This window comes from Methylobacterium sp. WL1 (genome assembly GCF_008000895.1).
In the GTDB taxonomy this organism is placed as follows: domain Bacteria; phylum Pseudomonadota; class Alphaproteobacteria; order Rhizobiales; family Beijerinckiaceae; genus Methylobacterium.
The window spans coordinates 5189213-5213629 of the sequence record NZ_CP042823.1 but is presented as its reverse complement, the minus strand read 5'-3'; the positions used below and the strand labels follow the sequence as shown (position 1 = coordinate 5213629).

General features: G+C 69.6%; 31 protein-coding genes. 15 read left to right on the top strand and 16 right to left on the bottom strand.

Going from position 1 to position 24417, the window contains the following annotated elements:
- Positions 1-45: 45 nt before the first annotated feature.
- Complete coding sequence (locus FVA80_RS25465) at positions 46-1320, top strand: sodium:proton antiporter (RefSeq protein ID WP_147908647.1); 1275 nt, start codon at positions 46-48, stop codon at positions 1318-1320.
- 514 nt (positions 1321-1834) lie between these two features.
- On the opposite strand, the gene FVA80_RS25460 is transcribed toward FVA80_RS25465, so the two are convergent.
- From FVA80_RS25460 to coxB, 6 genes are all read right to left on the bottom strand, one after another.
- Positions 1835-2089: a hypothetical protein gene (locus tag FVA80_RS25460; protein ID WP_147908648.1), complete on the bottom strand. Its 255-nt coding sequence runs from the start codon at positions 2087-2089 to the stop codon at positions 1835-1837.
- A 212-nt stretch (positions 2090-2301) separates the two neighbouring features.
- Complete coding sequence (locus FVA80_RS25455; RefSeq protein ID WP_147908649.1) at positions 2302-2691, bottom strand: c-type cytochrome; 390 nt, start codon at positions 2689-2691, stop codon at positions 2302-2304.
- Positions 2685-3092 carry a hypothetical protein gene (locus tag FVA80_RS25450; protein WP_147908650.1) on the bottom strand — a complete coding sequence of 136 codons (408 nt, stop codon included), beginning with the start codon at positions 3090-3092 and terminating at the stop codon, positions 2685-2687. The genes FVA80_RS25455 and FVA80_RS25450 overlap by 7 nt, the downstream gene beginning before the upstream one ends.
- Before the next feature lie 4 nt (positions 3093-3096).
- Positions 3097-3729 (bottom strand): cytochrome c oxidase subunit 3, encoded by a 633-nt coding sequence (locus FVA80_RS25445; RefSeq protein ID WP_147908651.1) that lies wholly within the window; start codon positions 3727-3729, stop codon positions 3097-3099.
- A complete protein-coding gene (ctaD, locus tag FVA80_RS25440; protein WP_147908652.1) occupies positions 3722-5701 on the bottom strand; it encodes a cytochrome c oxidase subunit I in 1980 nt (659 codons plus the stop codon). The genes FVA80_RS25445 and ctaD overlap by 8 nt, the downstream gene beginning before the upstream one ends.
- 9 nt (positions 5702-5710) lie before the next feature.
- Entirely contained in the window at positions 5711-6646 is a 936-nt protein-coding gene (gene coxB, locus FVA80_RS25435) for a cytochrome c oxidase subunit II (RefSeq protein WP_147908653.1), read from the bottom strand.
- A gap of 350 nt (positions 6647-6996) precedes the next feature.
- On the opposite strand from coxB, the gene FVA80_RS25430 reads away from it, so the two are divergent.
- From FVA80_RS25430 to FVA80_RS25400, 7 genes are all read left to right on the top strand, one after another.
- Entirely contained in the window at positions 6997-8952 is a 1956-nt protein-coding gene (locus FVA80_RS25430; RefSeq protein WP_246692136.1) for a methanol/ethanol family PQQ-dependent dehydrogenase, read from the top strand.
- 1 nt (position 8953) lies between these two features.
- On the top strand, positions 8954-9817 hold the full coding sequence (locus FVA80_RS25425) for a substrate-binding domain-containing protein (protein ID WP_147908654.1): 864 nt from the start codon (positions 8954-8956) through the stop codon (positions 9815-9817).
- Positions 9814-10269 carry a c-type cytochrome gene (locus FVA80_RS25420; protein ID WP_147908655.1) on the top strand — a complete coding sequence of 152 codons (456 nt, stop codon included), beginning with the start codon at positions 9814-9816 and terminating at the stop codon, positions 10267-10269. The genes FVA80_RS25425 and FVA80_RS25420 overlap by 4 nt, the downstream gene beginning before the upstream one ends.
- Positions 10270-10307: 38 nt before the next feature.
- The gene (locus tag FVA80_RS25415) at positions 10308-10706 is read left to right on the top strand and encodes a heme-binding protein (protein ID WP_147908656.1); all 399 of its coding nucleotides are present in this window, start codon (positions 10308-10310) and stop codon (positions 10704-10706) included.
- A 104-nt stretch (positions 10707-10810) separates the two neighbouring features.
- Positions 10811-11599 (top strand): cytochrome c oxidase assembly protein, encoded by a 789-nt coding sequence (locus FVA80_RS25410; protein ID WP_187193511.1) that lies wholly within the window; start codon positions 10811-10813, stop codon positions 11597-11599.
- A 201-nt stretch (positions 11600-11800) separates the two neighbouring features.
- Positions 11801-12262, top strand: a complete 462-nt coding sequence (locus FVA80_RS25405; protein WP_348644598.1) for a CBS domain-containing protein — start codon at positions 11801-11803, stop codon at positions 12260-12262.
- Between the two features lie 48 nt (positions 12263-12310).
- The gene (locus FVA80_RS25400; protein ID WP_147908659.1) at positions 12311-12514 is read left to right on the top strand and encodes a hypothetical protein; all 204 of its coding nucleotides are present in this window, start codon (positions 12311-12313) and stop codon (positions 12512-12514) included.
- Positions 12515-12982: 468 nt separating this feature from the next.
- Here FVA80_RS25400 and FVA80_RS25395 read toward each other — a convergent pair whose 3' ends face one another.
- Positions 12983-13396, bottom strand: a complete 414-nt coding sequence (locus tag FVA80_RS25395; RefSeq protein ID WP_147908660.1) for a hypothetical protein — start codon at positions 13394-13396, stop codon at positions 12983-12985.
- A 409-nt stretch (positions 13397-13805) separates the two neighbouring features.
- On the opposite strand from FVA80_RS25395, the gene FVA80_RS25390 reads away from it, so the two are divergent.
- From FVA80_RS25390 to FVA80_RS25380, 3 genes are all read left to right on the top strand, one after another.
- Complete coding sequence (locus FVA80_RS25390) at positions 13806-14123, top strand: hypothetical protein (protein ID WP_147908661.1); 318 nt, start codon at positions 13806-13808, stop codon at positions 14121-14123.
- A gap of 85 nt (positions 14124-14208) precedes the next feature.
- On the top strand, positions 14209-14400 hold the full coding sequence (locus FVA80_RS25385) for a DUF3606 domain-containing protein (RefSeq protein WP_147908662.1): 192 nt from the start codon (positions 14209-14211) through the stop codon (positions 14398-14400).
- Positions 14401-14603: 203 nt separating this feature from the next.
- A complete protein-coding gene (locus FVA80_RS25380; protein WP_147908663.1) occupies positions 14604-14927 on the top strand; it encodes a hypothetical protein in 324 nt (107 codons plus the stop codon).
- Between the two features lie 50 nt (positions 14928-14977).
- Here the strand turns inward: FVA80_RS25380 and FVA80_RS25375 are convergent, their stop codons facing one another.
- The 6 genes from FVA80_RS25375 to FVA80_RS25355 form a co-directional block, all read right to left on the bottom strand.
- Entirely contained in the window at positions 14978-15247 is a 270-nt protein-coding gene (locus tag FVA80_RS25375; RefSeq protein WP_147908664.1) for a hypothetical protein, read from the bottom strand.
- A 30-nt stretch (positions 15248-15277) separates the two neighbouring features.
- On the bottom strand, positions 15278-15439 hold the full coding sequence (locus tag FVA80_RS25370; protein ID WP_147908665.1) for a YqaE/Pmp3 family membrane protein: 162 nt from the start codon (positions 15437-15439) through the stop codon (positions 15278-15280).
- Between the two features lie 76 nt (positions 15440-15515).
- Positions 15516-15689 (bottom strand): hypothetical protein, encoded by a 174-nt coding sequence (locus FVA80_RS30770; RefSeq protein WP_187193510.1) that lies wholly within the window; start codon positions 15687-15689, stop codon positions 15516-15518.
- A 193-nt stretch (positions 15690-15882) separates the two neighbouring features.
- A complete protein-coding gene (locus FVA80_RS25365) occupies positions 15883-16170 on the bottom strand; it encodes a hypothetical protein (protein ID WP_147908666.1) in 288 nt (95 codons plus the stop codon).
- A gap of 139 nt (positions 16171-16309) precedes the next feature.
- The gene (locus FVA80_RS25360; protein WP_187193509.1) at positions 16310-16594 is read right to left on the bottom strand and encodes a hypothetical protein; all 285 of its coding nucleotides are present in this window, start codon (positions 16592-16594) and stop codon (positions 16310-16312) included.
- Between the two features lie 184 nt (positions 16595-16778).
- A complete protein-coding gene (locus FVA80_RS25355; RefSeq protein ID WP_147908668.1) occupies positions 16779-17039 on the bottom strand; it encodes a hypothetical protein in 261 nt (86 codons plus the stop codon).
- Positions 17040-17558: 519 nt separating this feature from the next.
- Here FVA80_RS25355 and FVA80_RS25350 point away from each other — a divergent pair.
- Positions 17559-20021: an EAL domain-containing protein gene (locus FVA80_RS25350; RefSeq protein ID WP_147908669.1), complete on the top strand. Its 2463-nt coding sequence runs from the start codon at positions 17559-17561 to the stop codon at positions 20019-20021.
- A 101-nt stretch (positions 20022-20122) separates the two neighbouring features.
- On the opposite strand, the gene FVA80_RS25345 is transcribed toward FVA80_RS25350, so the two are convergent.
- Positions 20123-20407, bottom strand: coding sequence for a hypothetical protein (locus FVA80_RS25345; protein WP_147908670.1), 285 nt, complete (start codon positions 20405-20407; stop codon positions 20123-20125).
- Between the two features lie 386 nt (positions 20408-20793).
- Here FVA80_RS25345 and FVA80_RS25340 point away from each other — a divergent pair, with 386 nt between their 5' ends.
- Complete coding sequence (locus FVA80_RS25340; RefSeq protein ID WP_147908671.1) at positions 20794-21048, top strand: hypothetical protein; 255 nt, start codon at positions 20794-20796, stop codon at positions 21046-21048.
- A gap of 62 nt (positions 21049-21110) precedes the next feature.
- Here FVA80_RS25340 and FVA80_RS25335 read toward each other — a convergent pair whose 3' ends face one another.
- The gene (locus tag FVA80_RS25335; protein WP_147908672.1) at positions 21111-21425 is read right to left on the bottom strand and encodes a hypothetical protein; all 315 of its coding nucleotides are present in this window, start codon (positions 21423-21425) and stop codon (positions 21111-21113) included.
- Positions 21426-21830: 405 nt separating this feature from the next.
- Positions 21831-22115 (bottom strand): hypothetical protein, encoded by a 285-nt coding sequence (locus tag FVA80_RS25325; RefSeq protein ID WP_147908674.1) that lies wholly within the window; start codon positions 22113-22115, stop codon positions 21831-21833.
- 248 nt (positions 22116-22363) lie between these two features.
- Between FVA80_RS25325 and FVA80_RS25320 the strand changes: the two genes are divergently transcribed.
- Positions 22364-23593, top strand: a complete 1230-nt coding sequence (locus FVA80_RS25320) for a TAXI family TRAP transporter solute-binding subunit (RefSeq protein ID WP_246692135.1) — start codon at positions 22364-22366, stop codon at positions 23591-23593.
- Between the two features lie 284 nt (positions 23594-23877).
- The gene (locus FVA80_RS25315) at positions 23878-24405 is read left to right on the top strand and encodes a hypothetical protein (RefSeq protein WP_147908676.1); all 528 of its coding nucleotides are present in this window, start codon (positions 23878-23880) and stop codon (positions 24403-24405) included.
- Positions 24406-24417: the final 12 nt, after the last annotated feature.

The following is a 24417-nucleotide window of genomic DNA, read 5'->3' as shown; positions in this document are numbered from 1 at the left end:
CGGCAAACCCATCGCAGCCCGCTCCGGCGCGGGCGGGAGAGTCCCATGATCTCGATCTTCGACCTCGCCGCACTGCTGCTGACCCTCTCGGCCCTGTTCGGCTGGCTGAATCGCCGCTTCCTGCGCATGCCGCATACCATCGGCCTCCTGGTGATGGGGCTGCTTGCCTCGCTCACCCTCGTCGGTCTCGACCTCGCCTTCCCGGGCCAGCACCTCTACGAGGACCTGACCAGGGTGCTGAGGCAGGTCGACTTCACCGAGGTGGTGATGAATGGCATGCTGGCCTTCCTCCTCTTCGCCGGCGCCATGAGCCTCGACCTGCGCATGCTTCGCGACCGGGCCTGGCCTGTCGCCACGCTGGCGCTTTTCGGCACCTTGATCTCCACGGCCATCGTGGGCGGCGCGTTCTGGCTGGCGGCCGACCTCGTCGGGCGGCCGGTCCCGCTCTCCTGGGCCCTCGTCTTCGGCGCCCTCATCAGCCCGACCGATCCGGTCGCGGTGCTGGCGACCCTGAAGAACGTCAAGGTGCCGGAAACTCTCGAGGTCGAGATGCAGGGCGAAGCCCTGTTCAACGACGGCATCGGCATCGTGCTGTTCACCGTGCTCGTGGCCTTCGCGGCGGGCTCCGGCGGGGAGGCCACGAGCGCTGGCGGCATCGCCACGCTGCTTCTGCAGGAGGCCGGCGGCGGTCTCGTCCTGGGGATCGCGACCGGCTACGTCGCCTACCGGGCCATGCGCGCCATAGACGACTTCCCCGTCGAGGTGCTGATCACACTGGCGCTGGTCGCGGGCACCTACGCCCTCGCCCAGAAGCTGCATTTCAGCGGCCCCCTCGCGGTGGTCGCCGCCGGGCTCCTTGTCGGCGACCGGGCCCCGCGCGACGCCATGAGCAAGGAGACGCAAGGCTACGTCTCGGCGCTGTGGACCCTGATCGACGAGGTGCTGAACTCGGTGCTGTTCCTGCTGATCGGGCTGGAGGTGCTGGTGCTGCGGTTCGAGCTCGGCGGCCTGGCACTGGCCGCCTGTGCGGTTCCCATCGTCCTCGTCGCCCGGTTGGTGGCCGTCACGACGCCGCTCCTCGCCTTCCGCTGGGGCGGCAACCTCTCGCCCCGCAACGTGCCGTTCCTGACCTGGGCCGGCGTTCGGGGCGGCATCTCCGTGGCACTGGCGCTTTCGATACCGGAGAGCGACGCCAAGCCCGCGATCCTGGCATCGACCTACGCGGTGGTGCTGTTCACCATCATCGTGCAGGGCTCGACGCTCGGGCTGGTGGCACGACGCACGCTGCGTGAACGAGTGCCGCCCTCGGATGTCTCCTGAAAGGCCGACTTGGTCGCCGGGCGCTGTCCCGCGCCGGTAGCGCCGTCCGCTTGATGGGCCATACCCCTGACGCAGCCGGTCAGCTTTCGGCCGGACGACGCCATGCCGAATCGCCGATGGGCGCGGAACCGGCCGTTCGACCTTGTGTCCATCACGGCCGTCGAGAGCACCGCGCAGGCGATCACCCCGGGTAGTCTTCGGTGGCGGGCTGCGGCCTCGCTTCCGGCGCTCCGCCTCCAAACGCCCGAGCGGATCGGGCCATTCGCGCATGGAGCTACGAGTCTGAGCAGTCCTTACGCGGCCGGTTTTTATCGGGCGCTCAGCGTTCGCCGATCCGGTTCGGGTTCGGTTCGCTCACCTCGTCGGCCCGGATCGAGGGCCGCTGTTTCGTCCTCCGGCGAGGATCGGTTGTCATCTGCTGTCGGGTCCGTGGCATCCACGGGCAGCCTTCTGCGGTCGAGCTGCTTTGGCGTGAAGGGCGGGCATCCCACTCGCTCGCGCTCCTGAGCCTTCGTCAGGTCCGGGAGAACGGGCCGTCCGTTGGGCCGATCTCGCTGCGGTCTCCGAGCACGTGCCGACCCGAGGCGATGACCTGAATGGCCGCCCGGCTTTCGCATTCCCGGCGCGCTACGGTCTCCAGATCACGGAGATAGGCGATGACCGGACCCCGCGCGCTCCGGCGCTGTCGAAGGACGGGCCGGACCTTCGCGGTGACATGGTCCGCGACCGTGTCCCAAAAGCCGTCAGGCGTCGCGGCGGTGTGGGGCATGATCCATCCTCATGGCGGCGTGTGAACGAGAGGCGGCTCCGCCGGCCAGGATCGGGGGCGTGTCAGAACCGGCGGAGCCGACCGGAGCATGTCCGGTGGCCCGATCTACATCGGCGGCGCCGGTCCCGAATCGACCTGGATCAGAGTCCGTCCAGAAATCTCGCGTCGCCGAACCAATCTTGCATCGTCGTCCGATCGGCGTCGGAATCCGTTCAGCGGAGGGTCGCGAGATAAGCCGCGATGGTCCGGGCGTCGTCCTCGGTGATCCCCATGTTCGGCATGGCATTGCCGGGCACCACGGATTGCGGATCCCGGAGCCAGCGGATCATGGATTGCGGTTCGTTCCGCAGCATCCCTGCGAGGAAGACCCGCCGGCCGATCCCGTTGAGGGGCGGGCCGACCCGACCGGTCGCTCCCTCGACGCCGGGGATCTCGTGGCAGCCTCCGCAGCCGTAACTCCGGATGAGGTGCACCGCGCCATGGGCATCGGTCCGATCGCCGGCGGTGGCCTGACCGTCGCAGCCGGCGGTCGAGAGAGCGCAGGCGAGCGCGGCGAGGGCGAGCGGCCCCCTCGGCCGGGGACGACGGCGATCGATCAGCATGTCGAGACCAGCAGGATGGGAAGGAGCGCGAACAGGATTCCGATCGCGAAGCCGAGGCTCGTCACGATCCCGCAGAGGGCCAGGAAGCGCGTGCGGCCTTCCCCGATCTCCAGCGTCCGCTGCTGGCCGCCCGCCTGCTCGGTCCCGGTGCGTCGCCACGCGGCGTGCGCGTACCAGAGGGCGGCCAGGGAAATCCCGAGGCCCAGGATGTCGGCCACGCCGAGGATTGCCCAGGTCGCGCCCGCCGCATCCATGGCGCAGGACTGGCTCGCGAGGCCGTAATTGACGAGGCTCAGACCGACCCAGGCGAGTGGTGCGCCCGCAAGTCCGAAGGCGACCTGAACGAGGCCGACCCGGTGGCGCTGAGGTGCCGGATGCCCGGCGGCGAGGTCCGGTGCCATCGCGCTAACTCAGGTGTGGCGACAGGGACAGGGTCGCGAAGACCGCGACCTCGGCAGCGACGACGAAGTACCAGTAGGCGGCCCCGATCCGCACCGGCGCCGACCGCGCGGCGCCGAAATAGCCGCGCAGCGTCCAGCCGCTCAGGGCCGCCAGGATTCCGAGTCCGACGACGAGATGCGCGACGTGGACCCCGGTGATGGTCAGGTACAGGGAACGGTAGGCCCCGGCCGTGAGGCTCGCATGGGCGCGCCAATCGAGCCCCTGGATGCCCAGGAAGACGAGGCCCAGGAGGAACGCCGCAGCCAGACCGGCTGCGGCGGGGCGCGGCTGGTCGACGCGAATGGCGCGATCCGCCCACCATACCGCCCCGGCGCTGACGAGGGCGAGGACGAGGTTGGTGAGGGCGTAGCCGAGGCCGGGCGACCCCTGCGGTGGCCATGCGCCCTGCGCGGAGGCGGCCGTGTAGAAGTATCCGAAGATCAGGTAGCCGAAGATCGTCGCCTCGGTCAGGATCAGGAACAGCATCCCGAGCATGCCGGAGGAGCGGACGTCGCTCACCGTGCCGACCGGCAGGGCCCGCTCGGCGGGCTCCAGGGTCCTGTCCGCCGGCGGTGCGAGCGTTGCTGAATCAGCCATGGGCGGGGGCTCCCGTCGCTGCGGCAAGCCGCTGCCCGAGGCCGCGTTCCGGCCAGAGCCAGGCCAAAATGGCGAGGCCGGTGCCGATCATCGCCGCCCCCGCGAGCCACCACGCGTGGAGGAGCAGCGCCACGAACAGCAGGGCCAGGGCGACCGTCAGCCAGAACGGCGCTTGGCTGTCGCCGGGCATCTTCAGGATCACGTCGGGCTCGGCATCCAGCACCGTCGTCGCGATGGTTTCCCGGCCGTGGTCGAGGAGGAGACCCCGGTCGATCTGCGAGCGGTCGGTGCGCTCGTCGGCATCGAGGCGGTCCTCCCAGAGCGGATGGCGGCTCGCCACGGTGGGGATCACCGCGAAGTTGTAGGGCGGCGGCGGTGACGGGGTCGCCCATTCGAGGGTCGGCGCGTCCCAGGGATTGTCGCCCGCCACCGCTCCGCCCCGCAGGCTGATCGCGACGTTGACGAGGAACAGGAGCACGCCGAGCGCGAACAGGAAGGACCCGATCGTGGTGACGAGGTTGAGGTTGGTCCAGCCCATCTCCGGGCCGTAGGTGTAGATGCGCCGGGGCATCCCCATCAGGCCGGTGATGTGCATCGGGAAGAAGCCGAGGTTGAAGCCCACGAACATCGTCCAGACGTTCCACCGGCCGAGGCGCTCGTTCATCATCCGGCCGGTGAATTTCGGGAACCAGTAATAGATTCCGCCGATCACCGGGAAGACGTTGATGCCGACCAGAACGTAGTGGATGTGCGCCACCACGAAGTACGTGTCCGTCAACTGCCAGTCGACCGGTACCGAGCCGGTCATGAAGCCGGAGACGCCGCCGATCACGAACAGCAGGACGAAGCCCACGAAGAACAGGAACGCCGTGGTGACGACAGGTCGCCCGCCCCAGATCGTGGCGATCCAGGCGAAGACCGCCACCGCGCTCGGCACCGCGATCACGATCGAAGCCGCCGAGAGGAAGGAGAGCGCGAGGTCGGGGATCCCGGTGGCGAACATGTGGTGCACCCACACGCCGAAGCCGAAGATCATGGTGGCGACGGTGCCGAGCGCCACCAGGGTGTAGCCGACCAGCGGCCGGCGGCAGAAGGTGGGCAGGGCGTCCGAGACGATGCCCATGGCCGGCAGCACCAGGGCGTAGACCCATGGGTGGCCGAACATCCAGAACAGGTGCTGCCACAGCAGCGGCGAGCCGCCGTCCCGCGGATCGAAGAACGTCGTGCCGAACTGCCGGTCGAGCCACAGGAGCAGGCAGGCGAGGCTGACCGCCGGCACCGCGAACAGGTTGGCGACCGAGGCGGTCATCGTGCCCCAGACCAGGATCGGCAGGCGGTTGATCGACATGCCCGGCGCGCGGGTGCGCATCAACGTCACGACGAAGTTCACCGAACCGACGGTCGTGGAAATGCCCAGGAAGATCAGGCCCAGCAGATACCAGTCGATGTTGGGGCCGGCATTGTAGACCTTCGACGCGTAGGGGACGTAGTTGAACCAGCCGTCGTCCGGCGCCTGCCCGATGAAGAAGCTCGCGTAGAGGAAGAGCCCCGAGGCCAGGAAGATCCAGTAGGACAAGGCGTTGAGCCGGGGGAAGGCCATGTCGCGCGAGCCCAGCAGCAGCGGCCAGAGATAGTTCGAGAAGCCGGAGAGCACGGGGAAGGCGTAGAGGAACATCATCGTCACGCCGTGCATCGTGAAGAGCTGATTGTAGGCCTGCGGCGAGATCAGCGCCCGGTCGGGGCCGGCGAGCTGCAGGCGGATCGCCAGGGCCTCCAGGCCACCCGCGATGAGGAAGGCGAAGGCGGTGACGAGGTAGCGGATGCCGATGATCTTGTGATCGACGGTGGCCACCACCCCGAGGAGGCCGGGCTCGGTCCGCCAGATCCGCTCCAGCCGGTCGAGCACGTCCTGGCCGGGCCGCTCGATCGCCTCGGGGATGCGCGCGGGGGAGGCCGCCGGTGAATGCGCCATGGCGGTCTCCTAATCCAGCGTATCGAGATAAGCCTGGACCCGGGCGAGCTCCGGGCCCGAGATGTCGAGACGAGGCATTTTCGACCCCGGCTTGATGTGCTGCGGATCGGCGATCCAGGCGCCGCGATAACCGGGGTTGTTGGGCACGGTCCCGGCAGCGAGGGTCGTGCGCGACTTCAGATGGGTGAGGTCCGGTCCGAGCCTGCCGCCCACCGGCGTTCCGCGCACGGCGTGGCACAGGCCGCATTTGGCCGCGAAGGTCGTCTGCGCCTCAGCGAGGTCGCCGGTCGGCGGCGGTGTCGGCGCCAGCTGATGCCGATACCACGTCTCGAACGCCTCAGGCTCCTGCGCGATGACGACGAAGCCCATATGCGCGTGCTGCTGCCCGCAATACTCCGTGCATTGCCCGCGATACGTGCCGGGCACCCGCGCCTGAAGCCAGGTCGTGTTGGTCTGGCCGGGGATGACGTCCGTCTTGCCGTGCAGCGCCGGCACCCAGAACGAGTGGATCACGTCCTCGCTCGCGAGCTTGAACGCCACAGGCTCGCCGACGGGAATGTGGATCTCGTTGGCGGTGGTGACGGTGCGCGCGTGATCGGGGCTGAGGTAGCGCACACCCCACCACCATTGCCGGGCGGTGATCTCGATCGTGAGCCTGGGCTTGGTCGCGGGCCGGGCCACGGTGGAGAGCACCACCATCGTCCAGGCCGCCGCGCCGAACAGCACGAGGGTCGAGACGCCGACGCCGACATAGATCCACGGCAGGCCGCCGCCCGAACGAGCCACGGCCAGCGCTCGGGGATTGCCCGAACGGTCGGTTCCCCGGTGGCGGAGGAGGGCCCAGGCCAACAGGGCCGCGATCAGCACCGAGACGAGGCAGGAGATCGCCATCGTGCCGTAGGTCAGCGGCAGGATGCCGTCGGCCCGCGTGCCGAACGCGGTCATGTACCCGAGCGGGGCCGCCGCCGCGCAGGCGGAGTCACACAGTAAAGCTACGCCGAGCGTCGCGCCGGCAAGCAGGAAGTCCCGGCCATCGCGATGCCCTGACCTGCTGTCCTCGCGCAAGCGCTACCTCATGAAGCGATGAACCCGTCCAGGGGGGCCGGCCCCGCACACTCTATCTTGAAGTCTATCGTTCATCTCCCACCGATCTACCGAAACAACATAGATCATAAATCCCGGCGGAATTATTTTCGCAATAAAAACCCTTACTTTGAGAACCCGAATGGAAGATCGCGGTTGGCTCGACAGGGGGCGAGCATCGACTTGGCCCGGTCTGCTGCGACGGAGCGATCATGCGACTGACCGTCACCTCGGTATCTGTTATCGCACTTGTCTGGGGCAGCGTCGCGTTCGCTCAGGATGCGGGCCGGGACAGGAGCCCTGCGACGGGCAAGGGGACCGGGACGGAGGGGCCCTCAGGCAAGACGCCGCCCCCCGGGGACGAACTGGCGAAGAACCCTCAGGTCCTCATGCCGACCGTCAACCCCGTCACGGAAAGCGCCTCGAAGGCGACGCTACCGGCCTTCGCCGCGAAGGCCGACACGGACAACGCCGGTCAATGGCCGAGCCCCGGGCGCAACACGGCGCTCACCCGCTACAGCGACCTCGACGAGATCACCAAAGACAACGTCCAGGGCATGCAGGTGGCCTCGACGTTCTCGGTCGGGACGAACCGCGGCCAGGAGAGCGCACCGATCGTGGTCGGCGACACGCTCTACCTGGTCTCCGCCTTCCCCAACATCCTCTACGCGCTCGACCTGACCAAGCCCGGTTTCCCGATGAAGTGGTCCTATGACCCGAAATCGGAGATCGCCTCGCAGGGGGTCGCGTGCTGCGACACGGTCAACCGCGGGCCGACCTATGCGGGCGGCAAGGTCCTCTACAACACCCTCGACAACGTCACGGTGGCCGTGGACGCCAGGACCGGCAAGGAGGTCTGGCGGCATAAGAACGGCGACATCAACCAGGGCGAGACGATGACGATGGCCCCGCTGGTGGCGGGGGACAAGGTCATCGTCGGCAATTCCGGCGGGGAACTCGGTGTACGCGGCTGGTCGAAGGCCCTGGATCTCGGCTCCGGCAAGGAGATCTGGCGCGCCTACACGACGGGCCCGGATACCGACGTGAAGATCGGGGCGGATTACAAGCCCTTCTACGACCAGGAGAAGGGCAAGGACCTCGGGGTCAAGTCCTGGCCCGCCGACATGTGGCGGCATGGCGGCGGCTCGGTCTGGGGCTGGGTCAGCTACGACCCGGATCTCCGGCTCGTCTATTACGGCACGTCGAATCCCGGGCCGTGGAACCATGAGCAGCGACCGGGCGACAACAAGTTCACTGCCGGGATCTTCGCCCGCGACGTCGATACGGGCAACGCGCGGTGGTATTACCAGTTCAGCCCGCACGACTATTACGACCACGACGGCGTCAACGAGAACGTGCTGCTCGACATTGAGTGGAAGGGCAAGCCGCGCAAGGCCCTCGTCCATCCGGACCGGAACGGCCACGTCTACCTGATGGACCGCACGAACGGCGAAGTCCTCTCGGCCGGCACCTACCACTACACCAACACCAATTTCGGCGTGGACCTGAAGACCGGCAAGCTGAAACACAACACCGAGAAGGCACCGAAGGTCGACACCGTGGTGCGCGACATCTGCCCGAGCCCGCCCGGCGCCAAGGATTGGAGCCCGTCGAGCTATTCGCCCCAGACCGGCTTCCTCTACCTGCCGCACAACAACCTCTGCATGGACGAGCGCCTGTCCGAGGTCGGGTACATCGAGGGCACGCCCTATGTCGGGGCCGACGTGAACATGAAGCCGGGCCCCGGCGGCCACCGCGGCGAGTTCACCGCCTGGAACGTCACCGACGGCTCGGAGGCCTGGACGATCAAGGAGAAGTTCCCGGTCTGGGGCGGGGCGGTGGCGACGGCCGGCGGCCTCGTCTTCTACGGGACCATGGACGGCTGGTTCAAAGCGGTCGACGCGCATACCGGCAAGGAGCTTTGGAAGTTCAAGACCGGCTCCGGGATCATCGGCCAGCCCACCACGTGGAAGGGGCCGGACGGACACCAATACGTCTCGATTATCGACGGTGTCGGCGGCTGGTCCGGGGCACTGGTGTCGGCCGGGCTCGACCCGAAGGAGGGTACCGCGGCGCTCGGTTTCGTGGCGGCCATGCGCGACCTCCCGCAATACACCACGGCCGGAGGCACGCTGTATGTCTTCAAGCTGGCCAAGAACCCGGCCTAGCATGGCCGCGCGTCTCGTTGCGCTGGCGGCTGCGCTGCCCCTGCTGGCGACCGCGACCCTGAAGCCGGCCGCGGCACGCGACCTGCGGGTCTGCGCCGACCCGAACAATCTGCCCTTCTCCGACAAGGCCGGGGGAGGCTTCGAGAACAGGATCGCCCAAATCGTCGCGAAGGACCTCGGCGCCGAACTCACCTATACGTGGTGGGCGCAGCGGCGCGGGTTCCTCCGCAACACGCTCAATGCCGGCCTGTGCGACGTGGTGCCGGGCCTGCCGGTCGGCGTGGAGATGGCTCGACCGACCGCGCCGGTCTACCGGTCCGGCTACGCCTTCGTGCAGAAGGCGGATGCCGTACCCATCACCGCTCTCGACGATCCGCGCCTGAAAGACCTGCGCATCGGCGTGCAGATGGTCGGGGACGACGGCTACAACACGCCCCCGGCCCACGCCCTGTCCCGACGGGGAATCGTGGCGAACGTGCGCGGTTACGATCTCTACGGCGATTACGGCACGCCGCACCCGCCCTCGCGGATCGTCGAGGCGGTCGCGAAGGGCGAGGTCGACGTGGCCGTCGTCTGGGGGCCGTTGGCGGGCTACTTCGCCGCCCGGCAGGATCCGCCGCTTCAGGTCCACCTCGTGCGGCCGCCCTTCGACGGGGCCCGTCTGCCGCTCGCCTTCGACATCGGCTTCGCCGTGCGCCGCGAGGAGGACGGGGGCGCCTTCGCCCAGGAGATCGGCGGAGCGTTGCGGCGGCACCGAGCCGAGATCGACGCCATCCTGGTCGATTATGGCGTGCCGCGCCTCGACACGCCGGAGACCCAGGACGCTCCGAACCCAACGCCCTCACGCCAGGATTCGCAACGATGATGCGCCGCCATGCCCTCCTCGCCGGTCTCGTCGCCCTGGTGTCCGGGCCCATGCTGCACCGTGCGCTCGCCCAGGACCCCGCGGGCAACCAGCAGCCTCAAGTGGTGCTGACGCCCCAGGGCGTCGGTGGCGCCGCGGTCCCGACGACCGGCGCGGAGAAGGCCAAGAAGTATGAGAACGACCCGGCCGCGATCGAGCAGGGTAAGGCCCTCTACGCCGCCTTCAACTGCAACGGCTGCCACGCCGGCGGGGGCGGCGGTTTCGGGCCGGCCCTGTCGGACGACAACTGGATCTACGGCGGCTCCCTGCCGAACATCGTGGACACCCTCTACGAGGGCCGCCCCAAGGGCATGCCCGCGTGGCGCGGCAAGATCCCCGACGAGCAGATGTGGCAGATCGCGGCCTACGTGAAGTCGCTGAGCAAGCCCGGCGGCATCGCCCCGCCGCTCTGACCGTTCGCCCGGTTCCCGAGGCCCGAAGGAGATTGCCCATGCTCACGCTCGACGACGCCAAGCGGATCATCGCCGCCGCCGAGACGGCCGCCAGCGATCAGGTTCAGCAGCCGATGAACATCGCCGTGGTCGATGCGGGCGGCCACCTCCTGGCCTTCGCCCGGCAGCCCGGGGCATGGCTCGGCAGCATCGACATCGCCATCAACAAGGCGTTCACCGCCCGCGCTTTCGATATCTCGACCAAAGCGCTGGCGGAGCTGTCGCAGCCCGACGAACAGTTCTTCGGCATCCATACGAGCAACCACGCCCGGGTCGTCATTTTCGCCGGTGGCATCCCGCTCAAGCGCGACGGGACGGTGATCGGCGCCGTCGGTGTCAGCGGCGGGTTCTCGAAGCAGGACCAAGCCGTGGCCGAAGCGGGCGTCGCTGCCCTCTAGAGCCGTTCCCAATCCTCGATTCGACGCGCTCGCCTGCGCCGGACTGGTATCCGCCTCGGCGGCGCGTGCTCCAGCCGATCGTTTTCCAAGAGATGAGGCGCACGATGCCGGCGCAGATCCCCTATTGTGGCAGCCCGCCCGATCCGGGCACGCTGATGGCGCACTGGAACCTCGACCCGGTCCTGATCGCGGTCCTCCTGGTGATCGCGGGGTTGTACGGAGTGGGCAGCACCCGTGCCCGGCTGAGCCGCGGGGAGCGCGCTTCGTTCCTCGCCGGCTGGGGTATCACCGGCCTGGCCCTGGTGTCGCCGCTCTGCGCCCTCTCCGTGGCGCTCTTCTCCGCCCGGGTCGGCCAGCACATGGTGATCTCCCTCATCGGTGCGCCCCTCATCATCCTGGGACGCCCGGTCCTGGCGTTCGGAGCGCTGATCGGCCGGCAGGCGGCGGGCACGCGACGCCCAGGCCCCGTCGTCGCGGGGCTGGTCTTCGCGATGGTGCTCTGGTTGTGGCACAGCCCCGCCCCGTACGCGGCCACCTTCGCGAGCGACCGTGTCTACTGGCTGATGCACATCACCCTGTTCGGCAGCGCCCTGATGGTGTGGCAGGCCGTGCTGGCCGACGGGCGGGACGCGCTGATCGCCCTGGGCGTCGGCATCGGCACGTCGATCCAGATGGGCTTTCTGGGAGCGATCCTGACCTTCGCGGGCCGGCCGCTCTTCGCCGACCACCTGCTGACGGCCCCGATCTGGGGCTACACGCCACTGGAGGATCAGCAACTCGGCGGCGTCCTGATGTGGGTGCCGGGCTGCTCCATCTTCGTCATGGCCGCCTGCCTGTCGCTGGGACAGCTGATGCGGTCGGCCGGACCGGCGCGGAACGTCCCGGCGGCCTGAACCGGATCGTCCGTAACACCTTGATCTTACGGCTTGGGCGAGAGACCAAGGTCGGCGCCACCCCGCAGCCGGAATGATCTCTTTTGACATCGACCACATCAACAAAGATGCCTGAAATATCTTTGCTGTCCGTCTTTGTTGATCGGAACACCGCCGCAGGTCTTGCTTTGATCGGTTGTAGATCTTGCTGATCCGCCGCGTTTGGCGATCACGAGCCCCGTTGCCGTCATTTGGGAGAATGCCATGCCGATCAGTGACGTGATGACCGCGGACGTATCCGTCGTACGATCAGACCAGAGCATCCGGGACGCCGCGCGCTTGATGGCGGATCTGGACGCGGGTGTCGTTCCCGTCGGCGAGAACGACCGGCTGGTCGGCATGCTGACGGACCGCGATATCACGGTGCGTGCGGTCGCCGCGGGCAAGGGGCCGGATACGCCCATACGCGAGGCGATGACCACCGAGGTCCGGTACTGCTACGCCGACGAGGATTGTGCTGCGGGCGCGCAGACCATGGGCGAACTCCAGATCCGACGCCTGCCGGTGCTGGACCGGGACAAGCGGCTCGTCGGCATCGTGTCGCTCGGCGATCTCTCGACGCTCTACAGCAGCGGCTCGGCCGGGAGCGCCCTCGGCTACGTGTCGGAGCAGTCAGGGTCGTGACCGTGGGCCTGATCTTGCGCCGTCATGACCGATACCACGACGATTCACATGGCGGATAGGAAGCAACGCGAGCACACGCCCCGCAGCCGGGACGAAGCACGGTCTCCGCTGGATGAAGAGCCACCGCTGTTCTGCAGCCACGAGGATCGCTGGCTCGACCGGATCATCGTGGGGTTCCTGGCGCTGATGCTCATCCTGGCTGCGATCGGGCTGATCACCACCCTGGTCGACCTGCGCGCCTTGCTCCGCTGAAAGCGCAGCCAAACCGGGAGTTGTCGCGATGGACAGACGCACCCATCACATGACCGATCCCTCGCCCCAGCGGCTCTCACGCGAGGAAGCCTGCGCGATCGATAAAAAACCGCCTCCGATGCAGGCCGGGACAAGCCGAGAGGCGGTCGTCCCGGCCCCGTCGACCGAACGACTGCCCGACCCGTCGTGGTCCGAGCGACGTTCCACGGCGACCGCAGGGTCGGCGGGTACGGCCCCCGCTGGCACCGCTGGAGCAGCGATCGCCCCATCGGATTCCACCCACCCTGAGGCGGCCGGCACGGCGGATGGCATCACCGCCGATGATCCGACCCTGACCTGAACGACGCCGCCCGGAGCGACGGCCGGGCGGCCTCAGGCCTTCGGGTGCGGTGCATTCCACCTGCGAAAAGGGGCACCCGGATCGAATCCGAGTGCCCCGACAAACGCCAGCGTCAGGTGGTGGAAGGCTCAGTAGCCGTAGCCGTAAGCCGGGTAACCGTAGCCGCCGCCGTAGCCGTAAGCGGGGGCGTAGCCGTAGGCCGGCGCGTAGCCGTAGCCACCGCCGTAATAACCGACCGGGCTTCCGTAGCCGTAGCCACCGTAGCCGCCGTAGCTGTTGGCCACGATCGCGCCCGCGGCCAGGCCGGCGATGCCGAGGCCGATGGCTGCGCCCGGGCCGATGCCGCGACGGTAGCCGTAGCCGCGGCCGTAACCGCCGTAGCCACGATAGCCGCCGTAACCGCCGCGGAACCCGACGCCCCGGTATCCGTAGCCGCCATGACCGTAGCCGCCGCCATAACCCCAGCCGCGTGCCTCGGCAGGTGCCGACGCCAGCAGGCCTAGTCCGAGCAGTGCCGTCGAAGCGAGTGCAAGCTTGCGCATCCGGGTTGTCCTGTTCTGGTGAATATGGCGTTTCAACAATTTGGCCGCCGGCCCGTTCCAAAATGAAGCTGGTTCAGCCTGTCACGGTACAGACGGATGGGCATACTGGTGAGAGCGTCGAAAGCGGCGGACCGGACCTTGGCGGCGCACCGCGTTCCGGATCCGGCACCCACACTGCTACGCCTGCCGGCGATCCGGCGCCGTGCGCGTCCGCACGGGTCTTCGCAGCGCGCCAGACTGGCGAACACGCTGTCTTGATGCGTCATTCCGGAAGGCCGCCCTGCGATCGATCAATCCAGTCCCCGTCGGATTGATGAACGATCCGACCGGAACCGGTTCAGGCCGCCGGCCACATCCTCTGGTCATCCGGTCCGGCAGATGCGGGCCGACGGGTTCAGGAGATCGGGTCATGGTGCGTTCCAGGATGCTCGGTATCGCCGCGATCGTCGCGGCAGGACTTGCCACCGGCACGGCGGCGCAGGCGGCCCCGTTCGGGTACGCCCCGCCCGACAGCGCCGGGCTGATCGAGCACGTGGCCGGCGGCTGCGGTCCGGGCTTCCATCCGAACCCGTGGGGTCATTGCCGTCCCAACGATCGCGGATGGGGCTATGGCGGCCCCCGGGGCCCCTATGGCGGCCGTCCGGGATATGGGTACGGCCACGGGGGTGGTTACGAGCGTGGCCCCGGGGGCTACGACGGCCCGCGCCGGTTCTACGGCGGCTGGTAATCCGTACGGATCGGGGCTCGTCCCGCCCCGTACCCAGCGTCTGAACCGTCCGGGCTCCCGGGCGGTTCTCCCGGCGGAGGTTGCCATGTCCGATGTGTCCCAAGAGCCGAAGCGCGTGAACGTCGAGGACCCGAGTTCGGCTGCGTACTGGGCGCGGCGCCTTCAGGTGCCCGTCGAGACTGTGACGGCCGCCGTGCGGGCGGTCGGCGACGATCCGGCCACCGTCGCGGCCCATCTCGGCCGGCCGTGGCCGTACGACGGCAGCGGTATCGTGTAGGACGTAAGGCCCGCCCTCGGCGGCGACACGGATCGATGGAGCCCTGCGCGCAATTGCAACCACAGGGTGCAATTATTTGAGATCATCGACGCAAAAGTAGTATTCGGCGCCTTACGGTCAAGCTGATACGCAGTCTTTGCAGCTGTGTGCGCCGCAATAACTGGGACATGCTCTGGCAGGGATTCCGTGCAGAGCATGACTTTATGATCGATGAGTTCTCGGACGACCAAGCCGGCAGCCCGGAGTCGGGCTCCGAGATGGCGCAGGAAGCCAACGGGGTCGCGTTTCTACTCGCCAGCGCGGCCTACCTGGCCCTGGCGGATGCCTACCTGCGCCGGGAGGGCCCGCAAGCCCTGACGGTCATGGAGGAGATCGAGGACCGGATCGAGGAGGCGCTCCAGAGCTTCGTCACGGAAACGTCCTACGACGAGGCGCGCCCCGACATCCTCGCCCACGCCACCGCGAAGATCCGTGCCTTGCTCGAGGCCGGGCGCTCGATGTCGCCGGGTCCGGGCTCGCTCCAGTAAGGCGCAGGCCCAGGGACCCGTCGGCGTCGTGGAGCGAGGGACGCGGCTCCCTACGGGCGGGCCGCGGGCGCCTGCGGCGACGCCTTCGGATCGCTCGGAGACTGCGGGTTCGAAGACTGCGGGTTGGGAGTCTGGGGCGGCGGCGGGGTCTGCTGCTGCGGAGCCGGGCCCGGCGCGGTCTGGTCGGTCTGTAGCGTCTGGTTGGCCTTGGTCTGGATCTGATCGGCGGTCTGCTGGCTGATGACCCCGTAGGACACCGCCGCCGCGAGCGCGACGGCGACCACGGCCCCGATGATCGTCTTGGTGAGCTTGGGCGGCATGCGGACCTCCTCGTCGGCGCCGGCGGCGTGTCAGGCGGCTTCCCTGCGGGTGACCACCAGGGCCCAGATCGTCGCCGGGATCCAGCCGATGATCGTGATGTGGAGGATGATGCAGAGGATGCCCTGCAGAACCTTCCCGCGCAGGAACATGGCGAGCCATGGCGCGAGGAAGCAGATGATGATCATGATCATGGATTGAACGGCTCCTTGCAGCGGAGACATAGGCAGCCTGGCCGTTTCAGGTAGGGCCGATCCCGCCGCGGTTTTCCTACCACGCGTTCACGAGGTGCCCCCCGGCCAGCACGAGCACGGCGAGGGTCACGAGCGAGACGAGGACCTTCCGGACAGCGCCGGCCGCGCGAAAGGAACGGCGTCGGCCATCCGGCGTCTTGAGGACCCGGATCTTCGGATCCGAGAGATGCTGCGTCAGGCTCTCGGGCAAAGCCCGCTTCGATACGCCAGACCTGGACCGACCCCTGCGCATGCGCACCCCTGCTCAAAACCGCTCCCCCTTCGTCACCGCTCCCGCGCGGCCGGCCCATCGCGCCGGACAGCGGAATTGGAACGGTGCGCTCCCATTCGAATGCGGCCCGTCGTCCCGCCGAACGCCGGAGACCGCCCTTCGGGACGATGCCCTATCCGACGGTCACGGCACCATCGATCGGGTTCACCGCGACGACGCGCGGCCCGCGGATCTCGGGGTCCCGCTGCTCCCATGCGGACAGGGCCGCGTTGGCGGCCTCGACGAGCGCTCCGGGCGAACCGGTCCCGACCTCGGGGCGGATCGCCTCGACGAGCCGCGCCAGGATCGTCTGCTCTTCGAGCGGGTGGGCCGGCATCGTCGCCTGCCGGCAGAACGCGGCGTAGACGTTCTCGGCAATCCTCCGGGCGACGCGGTCGGCGTCCGGTGTGTCGTCAGCCATCTGTCCGTCTCCCGATCGCCTGCAGCGTGCGGACCTCCGAAGCGGAGACCGGCTGGGCGCCAGCGCGCGTGACATCAAAGCCCGAGCGGCGAACTGGGTTGCACTGCGATCGGCACCGCTCCCGCCGCGCGGCAGCCGCTCAGTCGTCGTCGGTATCGGCCGGCGAGCCAGGCGGCAGGGGGCCGTCATCGATGACGCCGCGGTCGCCGTAATTGTCGGGCACGCCGTCGAAGCCGACGACGCCGTCGGGATTGTCCGGCGTCACGTTCGGGTCGACCGGCCGGATGCCGTCGCGGTCGAGGCGCCTGTCGAGCCGGTCCATCCGCCTGAGGTCGCGCTGGACCGGGACGTCCTGCATGCTCTGCGCCAGCGCCTCCGGTGCTGCCGTGAGGGCCATGACGGCACCGAGAGCCAGAAGCCTCATGTCGGATCGCCCTTCGCGTTCAAGTCCACGCCCGCGGATGGTTGCCGGCAGCGTCGGCATATTCGTGCGTACAGTGGCGGTGATTGCTCGGGGGATCAACGACAAGTGGCGGGCTGTCCCGCCTCCTGTTCGGCTTGCGGCCGCCCGGGCGAGTCGCGCGTGGGCCCGCCCGATGCCGCGACCGTCAATCGACCCCGCATCCTTCCGCACGCTCCCGCCTGCGGCGTTCCGCGTTCTGCTGCGCCTGCTCCTGCCAGCTGTCCTCGGGCGGGATCACGGCGACCCTGTCGGACTCGACGGCCAGGGCGTCCAGGTCCCGCATCCCGGTGGGCAGAGAGCCGGTCGTCTGCGGGTCGTCGCAGCCCGGCCCGGACCGGTCGCCCCGGGCGAGGGCCGGGCCCGCGCATACGATCATCAAGGCCAGGAACGCGAAGCGGTTTTTCATGCGGGATGCCAAAGGAAGCCGTCGAACGATCCGTCGGCGGCGGGCGGAGAGCCGGGCCGGCGTCGGATCGTGGGTACAGAAGAGGGGTATGGGGAAACGCTTAACGAAAAAGAGCCCGCCGCGGCTTGTGCCGAGCGGGCCCGAAGGGGTCGTCTTGGGAGGAGCCGTCACCTACCGCGCGTCCGACGGCCGGGCCACCGGTCATGAGGCATGGCCGACGCGCGCTGGCGGCATGTAACCGCCACGCTGGCAGGCTTGAGAACCGTCCCCAAGAGCAATCTTCGGGGCCTTTCGCGCTTATCGACGGCGATTCTCCGTGCCGGATGGGTGGGCCGGGCGCGAAGATCCGGCAGGCCCGCATCGGAGTTCGAGCCGGGACTGTCTGGTCATGCCGCGCAAGAGACGACGCGATGACCCGGAACAACCCTCCCGAGGGGTGAATTCTTATCCCGAAATGCAACTTCTGATTAGTATTGGCCGCGCTATCGTGCGCCCGTATTGCCGCGTGGCGAGGCTCCCATGTACCGCGCTTTGGCCTGCCTGACCGACGAGCACACCCCTTGGGTGGTTCCCCTGGCAGCCTGTGTCTGCTGGATCTCGTGCTACGTCGCCCTGCTGCTCGAGCAGCGCGTGCGCAAGGGTGGCGCCTGGGCGCCGAGCTGGCTTCTGGCCGCCAGCTTCTCGGCCGGCGCCGGCATCTGGAGCACCCACTTCATCGGGATGCTCGGCTACGATCCCGGTGTCGTCGTCGGCTACGAGGTCGCCACCACGCTGCTGTCCCTGATCGTCGCCATCGCGGCCGCCCTCGTCGCCTTCACGCTCCTGCGCGCCGCGCATCAGGGCTCGCCCTGGGCGGAGGCCGTCGCCGGCGTGGTCCTGGGCGGCGGCATCGCCTGCATGCACTTCCTGGGCATCGCCGGCGTGGTGCTGCCCGGACATTTCGATTGGGATCGGACCCTGGCCGTCGTGGCGGCGACGATCGGCTGCGGCCTCTCAGGCGCTGCCCTGATGGTCCACGGACGCGGCGGCGACGCCAGGACCCGGGTGGCCGCCGCCACGATCCTGACGGCGGCCATCGCCGGGCTGCACTTCCTGGCCATGGCGGCGGCGCGCGTGGTCCCGGACCCGGCGCAGGAGACCCTGGATCTCGGCCTCGCCCGCGGCGCGGTGGCGGGCGGCATCGCGGTGATGATGGCGGTGATCCTGGCCTTCGCGGCGCTGGCGCTGATGCTTGACCACCTGCGCACCATCAACGCGGCGCTGGCCCACCAGGGCCTCGCCCTGCGCGAGAAGACCCTGCTGCTCGACATGACCCTGGACAGCATGGACCAGGGGCTGATCCGGGTGGACGGGCGCGGCACGGTTCAGGTGTGCAACGAGCGGGCCTTGGCGCTCCTGGACCTGCCGCGCGCGATGATGCTGGGAGCCCCGAGCTACAAGGCCGTCCTGCGCCATCAGCTGCGCCACCGCGAGCACAACCGCACCGATCGGTCGTACCGGGACTGGATCGAGCGCGGCGGCCCGGAGCAGGCGCATGTCCACGAGCGCGTGCGCCCGAACGGCCTGGTGCTGGAGATCCGGACCGTGCCGCTGCCGGACGGTGGCTTCGTGCGGACCTTTACGGACATCACCCAGCGCAAGGCCGCGGAGGCCGAGGTGGCGCGGCTGGCGCGCCACGACATCCTGACGGGCCTGCCGAACCGCGGCCTGTTCCGGGAGCATCTCGACGGGTGCCTCGCAGAGATCGCCGTCCGGGGCGGCACCGCTTCGGTCCTGTACCTCGACCTCGACGGCTTCAAGGGCGTGAACGACACGCTCGGCCACCAGGCCGGCGACGACCTGCTGCGCAGCGTGGCGGACCGGTTGCGGTCGTCGGTGGGGGATGGCGTCGTGGCCCGCCTGGGCGGCGACGAGTTCGCCGTCCTGCTCACCGGCGGTCCCGAGGAGGCCGTCGCGGTCGCCGAGCGCCTGACCGGCCTGTTCGCGGCACCGCTCCAGGTGGGCGGGCAGCGGATCGGCGTCGGCCTGAGCGTCGGCATCGCCCTGGCGCCGGAGCACGGGGTGAGCGCGGAATGCCTGTACCGGCGGGCCGACCTCGCGCTCTATCGGGCCAAGGCGGAGGGCCGGGGCACCTTCAGGGTGTTCGGGGCCGACATGGACGAGGAGGCGGAGGAGCGCCGGGTGCTGGAGAGCGACCTGAGGCAGGCGCTAGCGGACAACGCGCTGAGCCTGCACTACCAGCCCCAGGTGGACGGCGCCTCCGGCGCGCTGGTGGGGTTCGAGGCGCTGGTGCGCTGGACCCATCCCGTGCGCGGCCAGATTCCGCCCGGCGTGTTCGTCCCCCTGGCCGAAGAGACCGGGCTGATCATCGCGCTCGGCGACTGGGTGCTGCGCGAGGCGTGCCGCGAGGCCGCGACCTGGGCGCCGTCGCTCAAGGTCGCGGTGAACCTGTCGCCGCGGCAGTTCCAGAAGCCGGACCTGCCCGAGACGGTGCTGGCCGTGCTGGCCCAGACCGGCCTGTCGCCGGACCGGCTGGAATTGGAGGTCACCGAGAGCGTCATCATCAACGACATGGCCCGGGCGATCAACATCCTGCGGCGCCTGAAGAGCTTCGGCGTCCGGATCAGCATGGACGATTTCGGCACCGGCTACGCGTCGCTGGCGACCCTGCAGGCCTTCCCGTTCGATAAGATGAAGATCGACCGCTCGTTCGTGGCGCAGCTCGGCGTCGATCCGCAGGCGGCCGTGATCGTGCGGGCCGTGCTGAGCCTGGGCCGGAGCCTCCGGATGGGGGTCGTCGCCGAGGGCGTCGAGACGCCCGCGCAGAGGCGGTTCCTGGCCGACGAGGCGTGTGGGGAGATGCAGGGCTACCTGTTCGGGAAGCCGCGCCCGATCGGCGACTACGCGGACCGGCTCAGCCATCCCGACCAGACCGACGCGGCGCTGCCGCGCCTGGTCCAGCTCATCAGGGCATCGGCCTGAACCGCGGAAGCCGCGGGCCCGGGGATCCGGGTCCCGCGCAGGCTCCAGGGGCCGTGCCGGGCGCCAAACGAACACATCTCGGGGCGTCGGGGCCGGCCGGCTCAGCCGTGGGGCGTGCGCCGCCGGGCCGAGGACCGCGCCTCCACCCGCCGGGACGCGGTCGCCGCACGCATCCGCGCGGCCCGTGCACGCTCGAGGTCGGCGACGCCGACCGGCCGCGGCGGGCCCTCGCGGGTGAACGGCATCCGGCTGCGGATGTCGCCGTAATAGTCCGAGCCGCTCATGCCGAAGCCGCCAGCCGCCACCGGACCGTCCAGGAGCGGTTCCCCGGCCGAGGCGGCCGTGGCGCAGCAGACGAGGAGGGCGGCGGCGAAGATCGTGCGCATGCGGGAATCCTGGCAGCGGAGGTGCGGCCGTTTTGCGGCCACGGACGCAGCGTCGGCGCAAGCGCCGGGGTTCCGGCCGCTCGGCCCCGCCCCGATCTGCTCACGGGGCGGGGGAGCGTCCGATCTCACCAGCGGTCGAGCCCATACGCAACGCGGCTCGCGACTGGGTATGCCGGAGCGCGGTTAGCGGATCCTGCGGGCCGGTCGGCCGAGCGTTCCCACTGCGGGACTCGTCCGCTCGCGGCTGCCCGCGGACGCGGCCGCGAAGGGTGCGGAAACCCGCACGCGTCGCGGCTCGTTGCCGATCGGACAGGACGGACGCGGCCCTCGCGTCGGCGTATCGATCACGCGCTGGAAGACCGCTCGGCAGGATGTGGGGTTGCCCGATGAGACGCGCGACGGTGATGGGGCTCGTGATCGCGCTCGCGGGCTTCGCCTCGGACCCCGCCGCCGCCCAGCATCGCGGGGCCGACCGGCCGCATCGGCGCGGCACGATCGAGCGGCTGCGCTTCGGCGTCCCCCCGCCGCCGGCTACGACGCTGCGTCCGGCCGACGACGGCATCATCCATTGGAACACCCCCAACAAGGACGGCAATCTCGGCGGTCCCGGAACGGGTGGCGGCGGCGGTGGCGGCGGTTGAGGCATCGCCTCGGAAGATGGCCGCCGGCTTTCTGAACACGACGATGCGCGAACGCGGATCGTTCAGCCGCCGCCGTTGTCGCCGCTCCCGCCCCCGCCGGTCTGGGGAACACCGCGCTCGGGCTGGCTGGCGTTGCCGCCCGCGGCCGTGTCGGTCGTGATCGTCGCCGCGCCCGTGCCGGTGGGCGCGATGACGGCCGTCGTGCCGGGGCCGCCGTTCTTGGCGCCGTCCGGGACGACGACCGTTCCCGGCGGCGTGCCGGGGGCCACCTGCCGTGGCGGTCCAGGCTGCTTGATCGGCGCCGGACCGGTATGGGTCTGGGCAAGGGCCGGCGCGGCTGCAGTGAGGGCAAGAACAGTAAAGACGGCCTGACGCATCATGGGCTCCTCGACATCCTGGTTGCAGGGTGCGCGTTGCACACGGTCTTCGAGCCAAAACGTACCGCGGGAGCCGGAGTTTCCTTCCGGCAGCCCACGGGATCGAACCGGGCGCTCCAGGACGGCAGGGGCGTCGGAGGGATGCCCGAGCCGAAGCGCCGGTCGAGAAGCCCGCCGCGACGGGGCCGGAGGCTGAAGCGTCATCCCGAAAGGTGGCCGCCGGCTTTCGGAAGACACGCGGAAGGAACGATGCGGATCACGGAGCGCATGCATCGCTCCGGTGCCGGTATCCGGCATGACGCGCCAGCCTGCTGGCCGGCGACGTGGAGGCCGGTTCGGCGCAAGCGAGCGCGTTATTTCGAGGCCTGAGCGATGACCCCGATCGCACCGCGATCGGGACCAGATCTAGCGTCCGCTCGGGGCGGCGTAGCTGCCGGTCGTGCCGTTGCCGCCGCTGCTGCCGGCCGGCGCGCCCCGCGTGGTGTTCCGCACGAAGCTCGCACCCGGATATTTCCGCTGCGTCCGCGCCATGCTGCCCCGGCGCATGTGGTGGCGCCGCATCCGGACCTGGGTGAGCAGGGCGGACGGCGTGGCCAATCCGGCGCCGGGACCGGCAGGGACGGCCGCAGCAGGCAGGCACAGGATGACGAGGCCGACACCGGCCAGCGCTGCGAGAGAGGGGATACGCATCGGGATTCCTCCTGCCGCGGCACGAACGGATCGCCCCGGCGGATGGAGAAGTCCGTGAGCCGCCCTCTGGTTCACGGACCCATTCGACGCGGAAGGGTCGCCGTCGGACGGCGAGCGGTCGGCCCGGACCCTGAGCCGCCCTCTCACGTTATGCTGTCGGCTCGGCAGGCAGCGCGGCACGGATGATCGGGCGGTCCAAGACGACACTCATCGCCCTAAGCGTCATCGCGTGCGCCGCGATCGTTGCCGTGCTGGTCCACCTGCTGCTCGGCCTGCTCGCCCTCGACATCGCGGTCGCGAAGACCAGCACGGAGGATCGAGAGGCGGCCCAGGCGCTGACGCAGCTCTTCGAGACCCGGCATCCGCGGGTCCGCATCCGGACGATCTTCGAGCCGGACCGCCTCGGGGCAGCGGAGGCCCTGGACCGGGGCAAGACCCAGCTCGCCCTGGTGCGCAGCGATGCCGCCCCGAAGGACGGACAGACCCTGGTCATCCTGCGCCGAGACGCCGTGGTGTTCGTCGCGCCCGGCGGCAGCGCCGTCGACAGCGTGGCCAAGCTGCGCGGCAGCACGGTCGGACTCCTCGACGGGCGAAAGCTCGATCCGCGGCTGCTCGACCTGATCCTGACCCATTTCGGCGTGCCGCTGGGCAGCGTGCATCGCAGGATCCTGAGCCTGGACCAGCTGGCCGAGGCCGCCCGCACCCGGCAGATCGGTTCGATGTTCGTCGTGGCCCCGGTCGGCAGCGCGCTGTGGCTGCCGCTGTTCACGGCGCTGCGCAAAGGCTCCGGGGCGGTGAAGCTGTTCGAGGTCGACGAGGCGGCGGCGATCGCCAAGGAGCATCCCGTACTCGACACGATCGACGTGCCCAAGGGCGCCTTCCTGGGCTCCCTGCCGGCGCCGGGCGACGACATCACCACCCTGTCGGTCAGCCACCGGCTCGTCGCCAGGGGCGCGATGCCCGACTGGCTCGCCGGCGAGATCACCCGCGAGGTCCTGACCGGCAAGCCGCGGCTCGTGGCGCTCGACGACGACCTGGCCGGCATCGAGGCGCCCGACACCGACGACAAGGTCCAGGCGCTCCCCATCCATCCGGGTGCCGCTTCCTACCTGACCGGAAACCAGCCGAGCCTGGCGGATCAGGCCCAGAACGGGGCCTACTGGCTCGGGCTGATGATCAGCGCGGCGGCCTCGCTGAGCGCGGCGGGCATCGGCCTGTATCGCCGCTTCCGGCCGCGGCGGCCGCCGACCCGGGTCATGCGCCTCCTGGAGATCTGGCTGTCCGTGTCGGGCGCCGAGCCCGCCGATCTCGAACGGCTGGAGCGGGAGGCCGACGCGCTCGCCGCCGAGGCGATCCGGTCGGAGGCGCACGGGCGGACGGAGAGCGTCGAGATGCGCCTCGTCGCCCTGCTGGTCACGCATGTCCGCGAGGCCGTCCAGAGGCGCAGGCGCGCGGCGCGAGAGACGCACCAGCCTTGAACGGCCCGGCTTCGACGCCGGCTCGGCCGCCGGTCCCGGGTTGGCGACGCGCGAACCCGGTCGGCCCAAATCGGCACCGCCGCCACAACCGTGAAGCGCAGAAGGCAGTACTTCGACTGTGCTATGGAGCCGCGGCACTTGAGGTCATCCCGAAAGCCTATGCTGCACGAACAGGATTGTTGATCTCCGCGCTCGACAACGCGCGGTTCAGTCCCGTATGATGCTTGAACGTTGCCGGCACATTTTGCGCCGCCGGGCACGTTAGTCTCAGGAATTCCGCCCACATGAAGCGCCGGAGCGCGCGGCCGTTCACGGTCGAAGTCAAGCATACCCGCACCTCCCGCGTCGCGCTGGTCGATACGACGACGCGGCACCGCGACAATCCCGACCAGTGGTGGGACATTCCGCCGGACACCGCCGACAAGCCGGCCGAGGCCGCATTCGCGCCCGCCGTTCCTGTCGAGCCGGTGCCGGCCGAGACCCCGGCCCGCCGGGTGCTGCCGAGCCTCGTGCCGATGTTCGCGACGGCGAGCGAGCCCGAGGCCGACGCGGCGGACGAAGCCCCATCGGTCGAGCGCCTGCCACGGGTGCGCCGTGCCAAGGCCGTTTCGAAGCCGGCTTCGAAGGTGCCGTCCAAGCGGGCGCAGACGCCGGTCGTCGCGGTGGCGCGGCCTGTTCTCGCCCCGCCGCCGGTCGCGGTCGTGAGCCAGCCGGCCGCGATGCCGACGCGCCCGATCCGGCTTTCCCGGCAGGGCGACACCCTCAAGGCCGGCGAGCGCTGGAAGCGACGGTTGCCGCGCAATCTCTGGTGATGGGATCCGAGG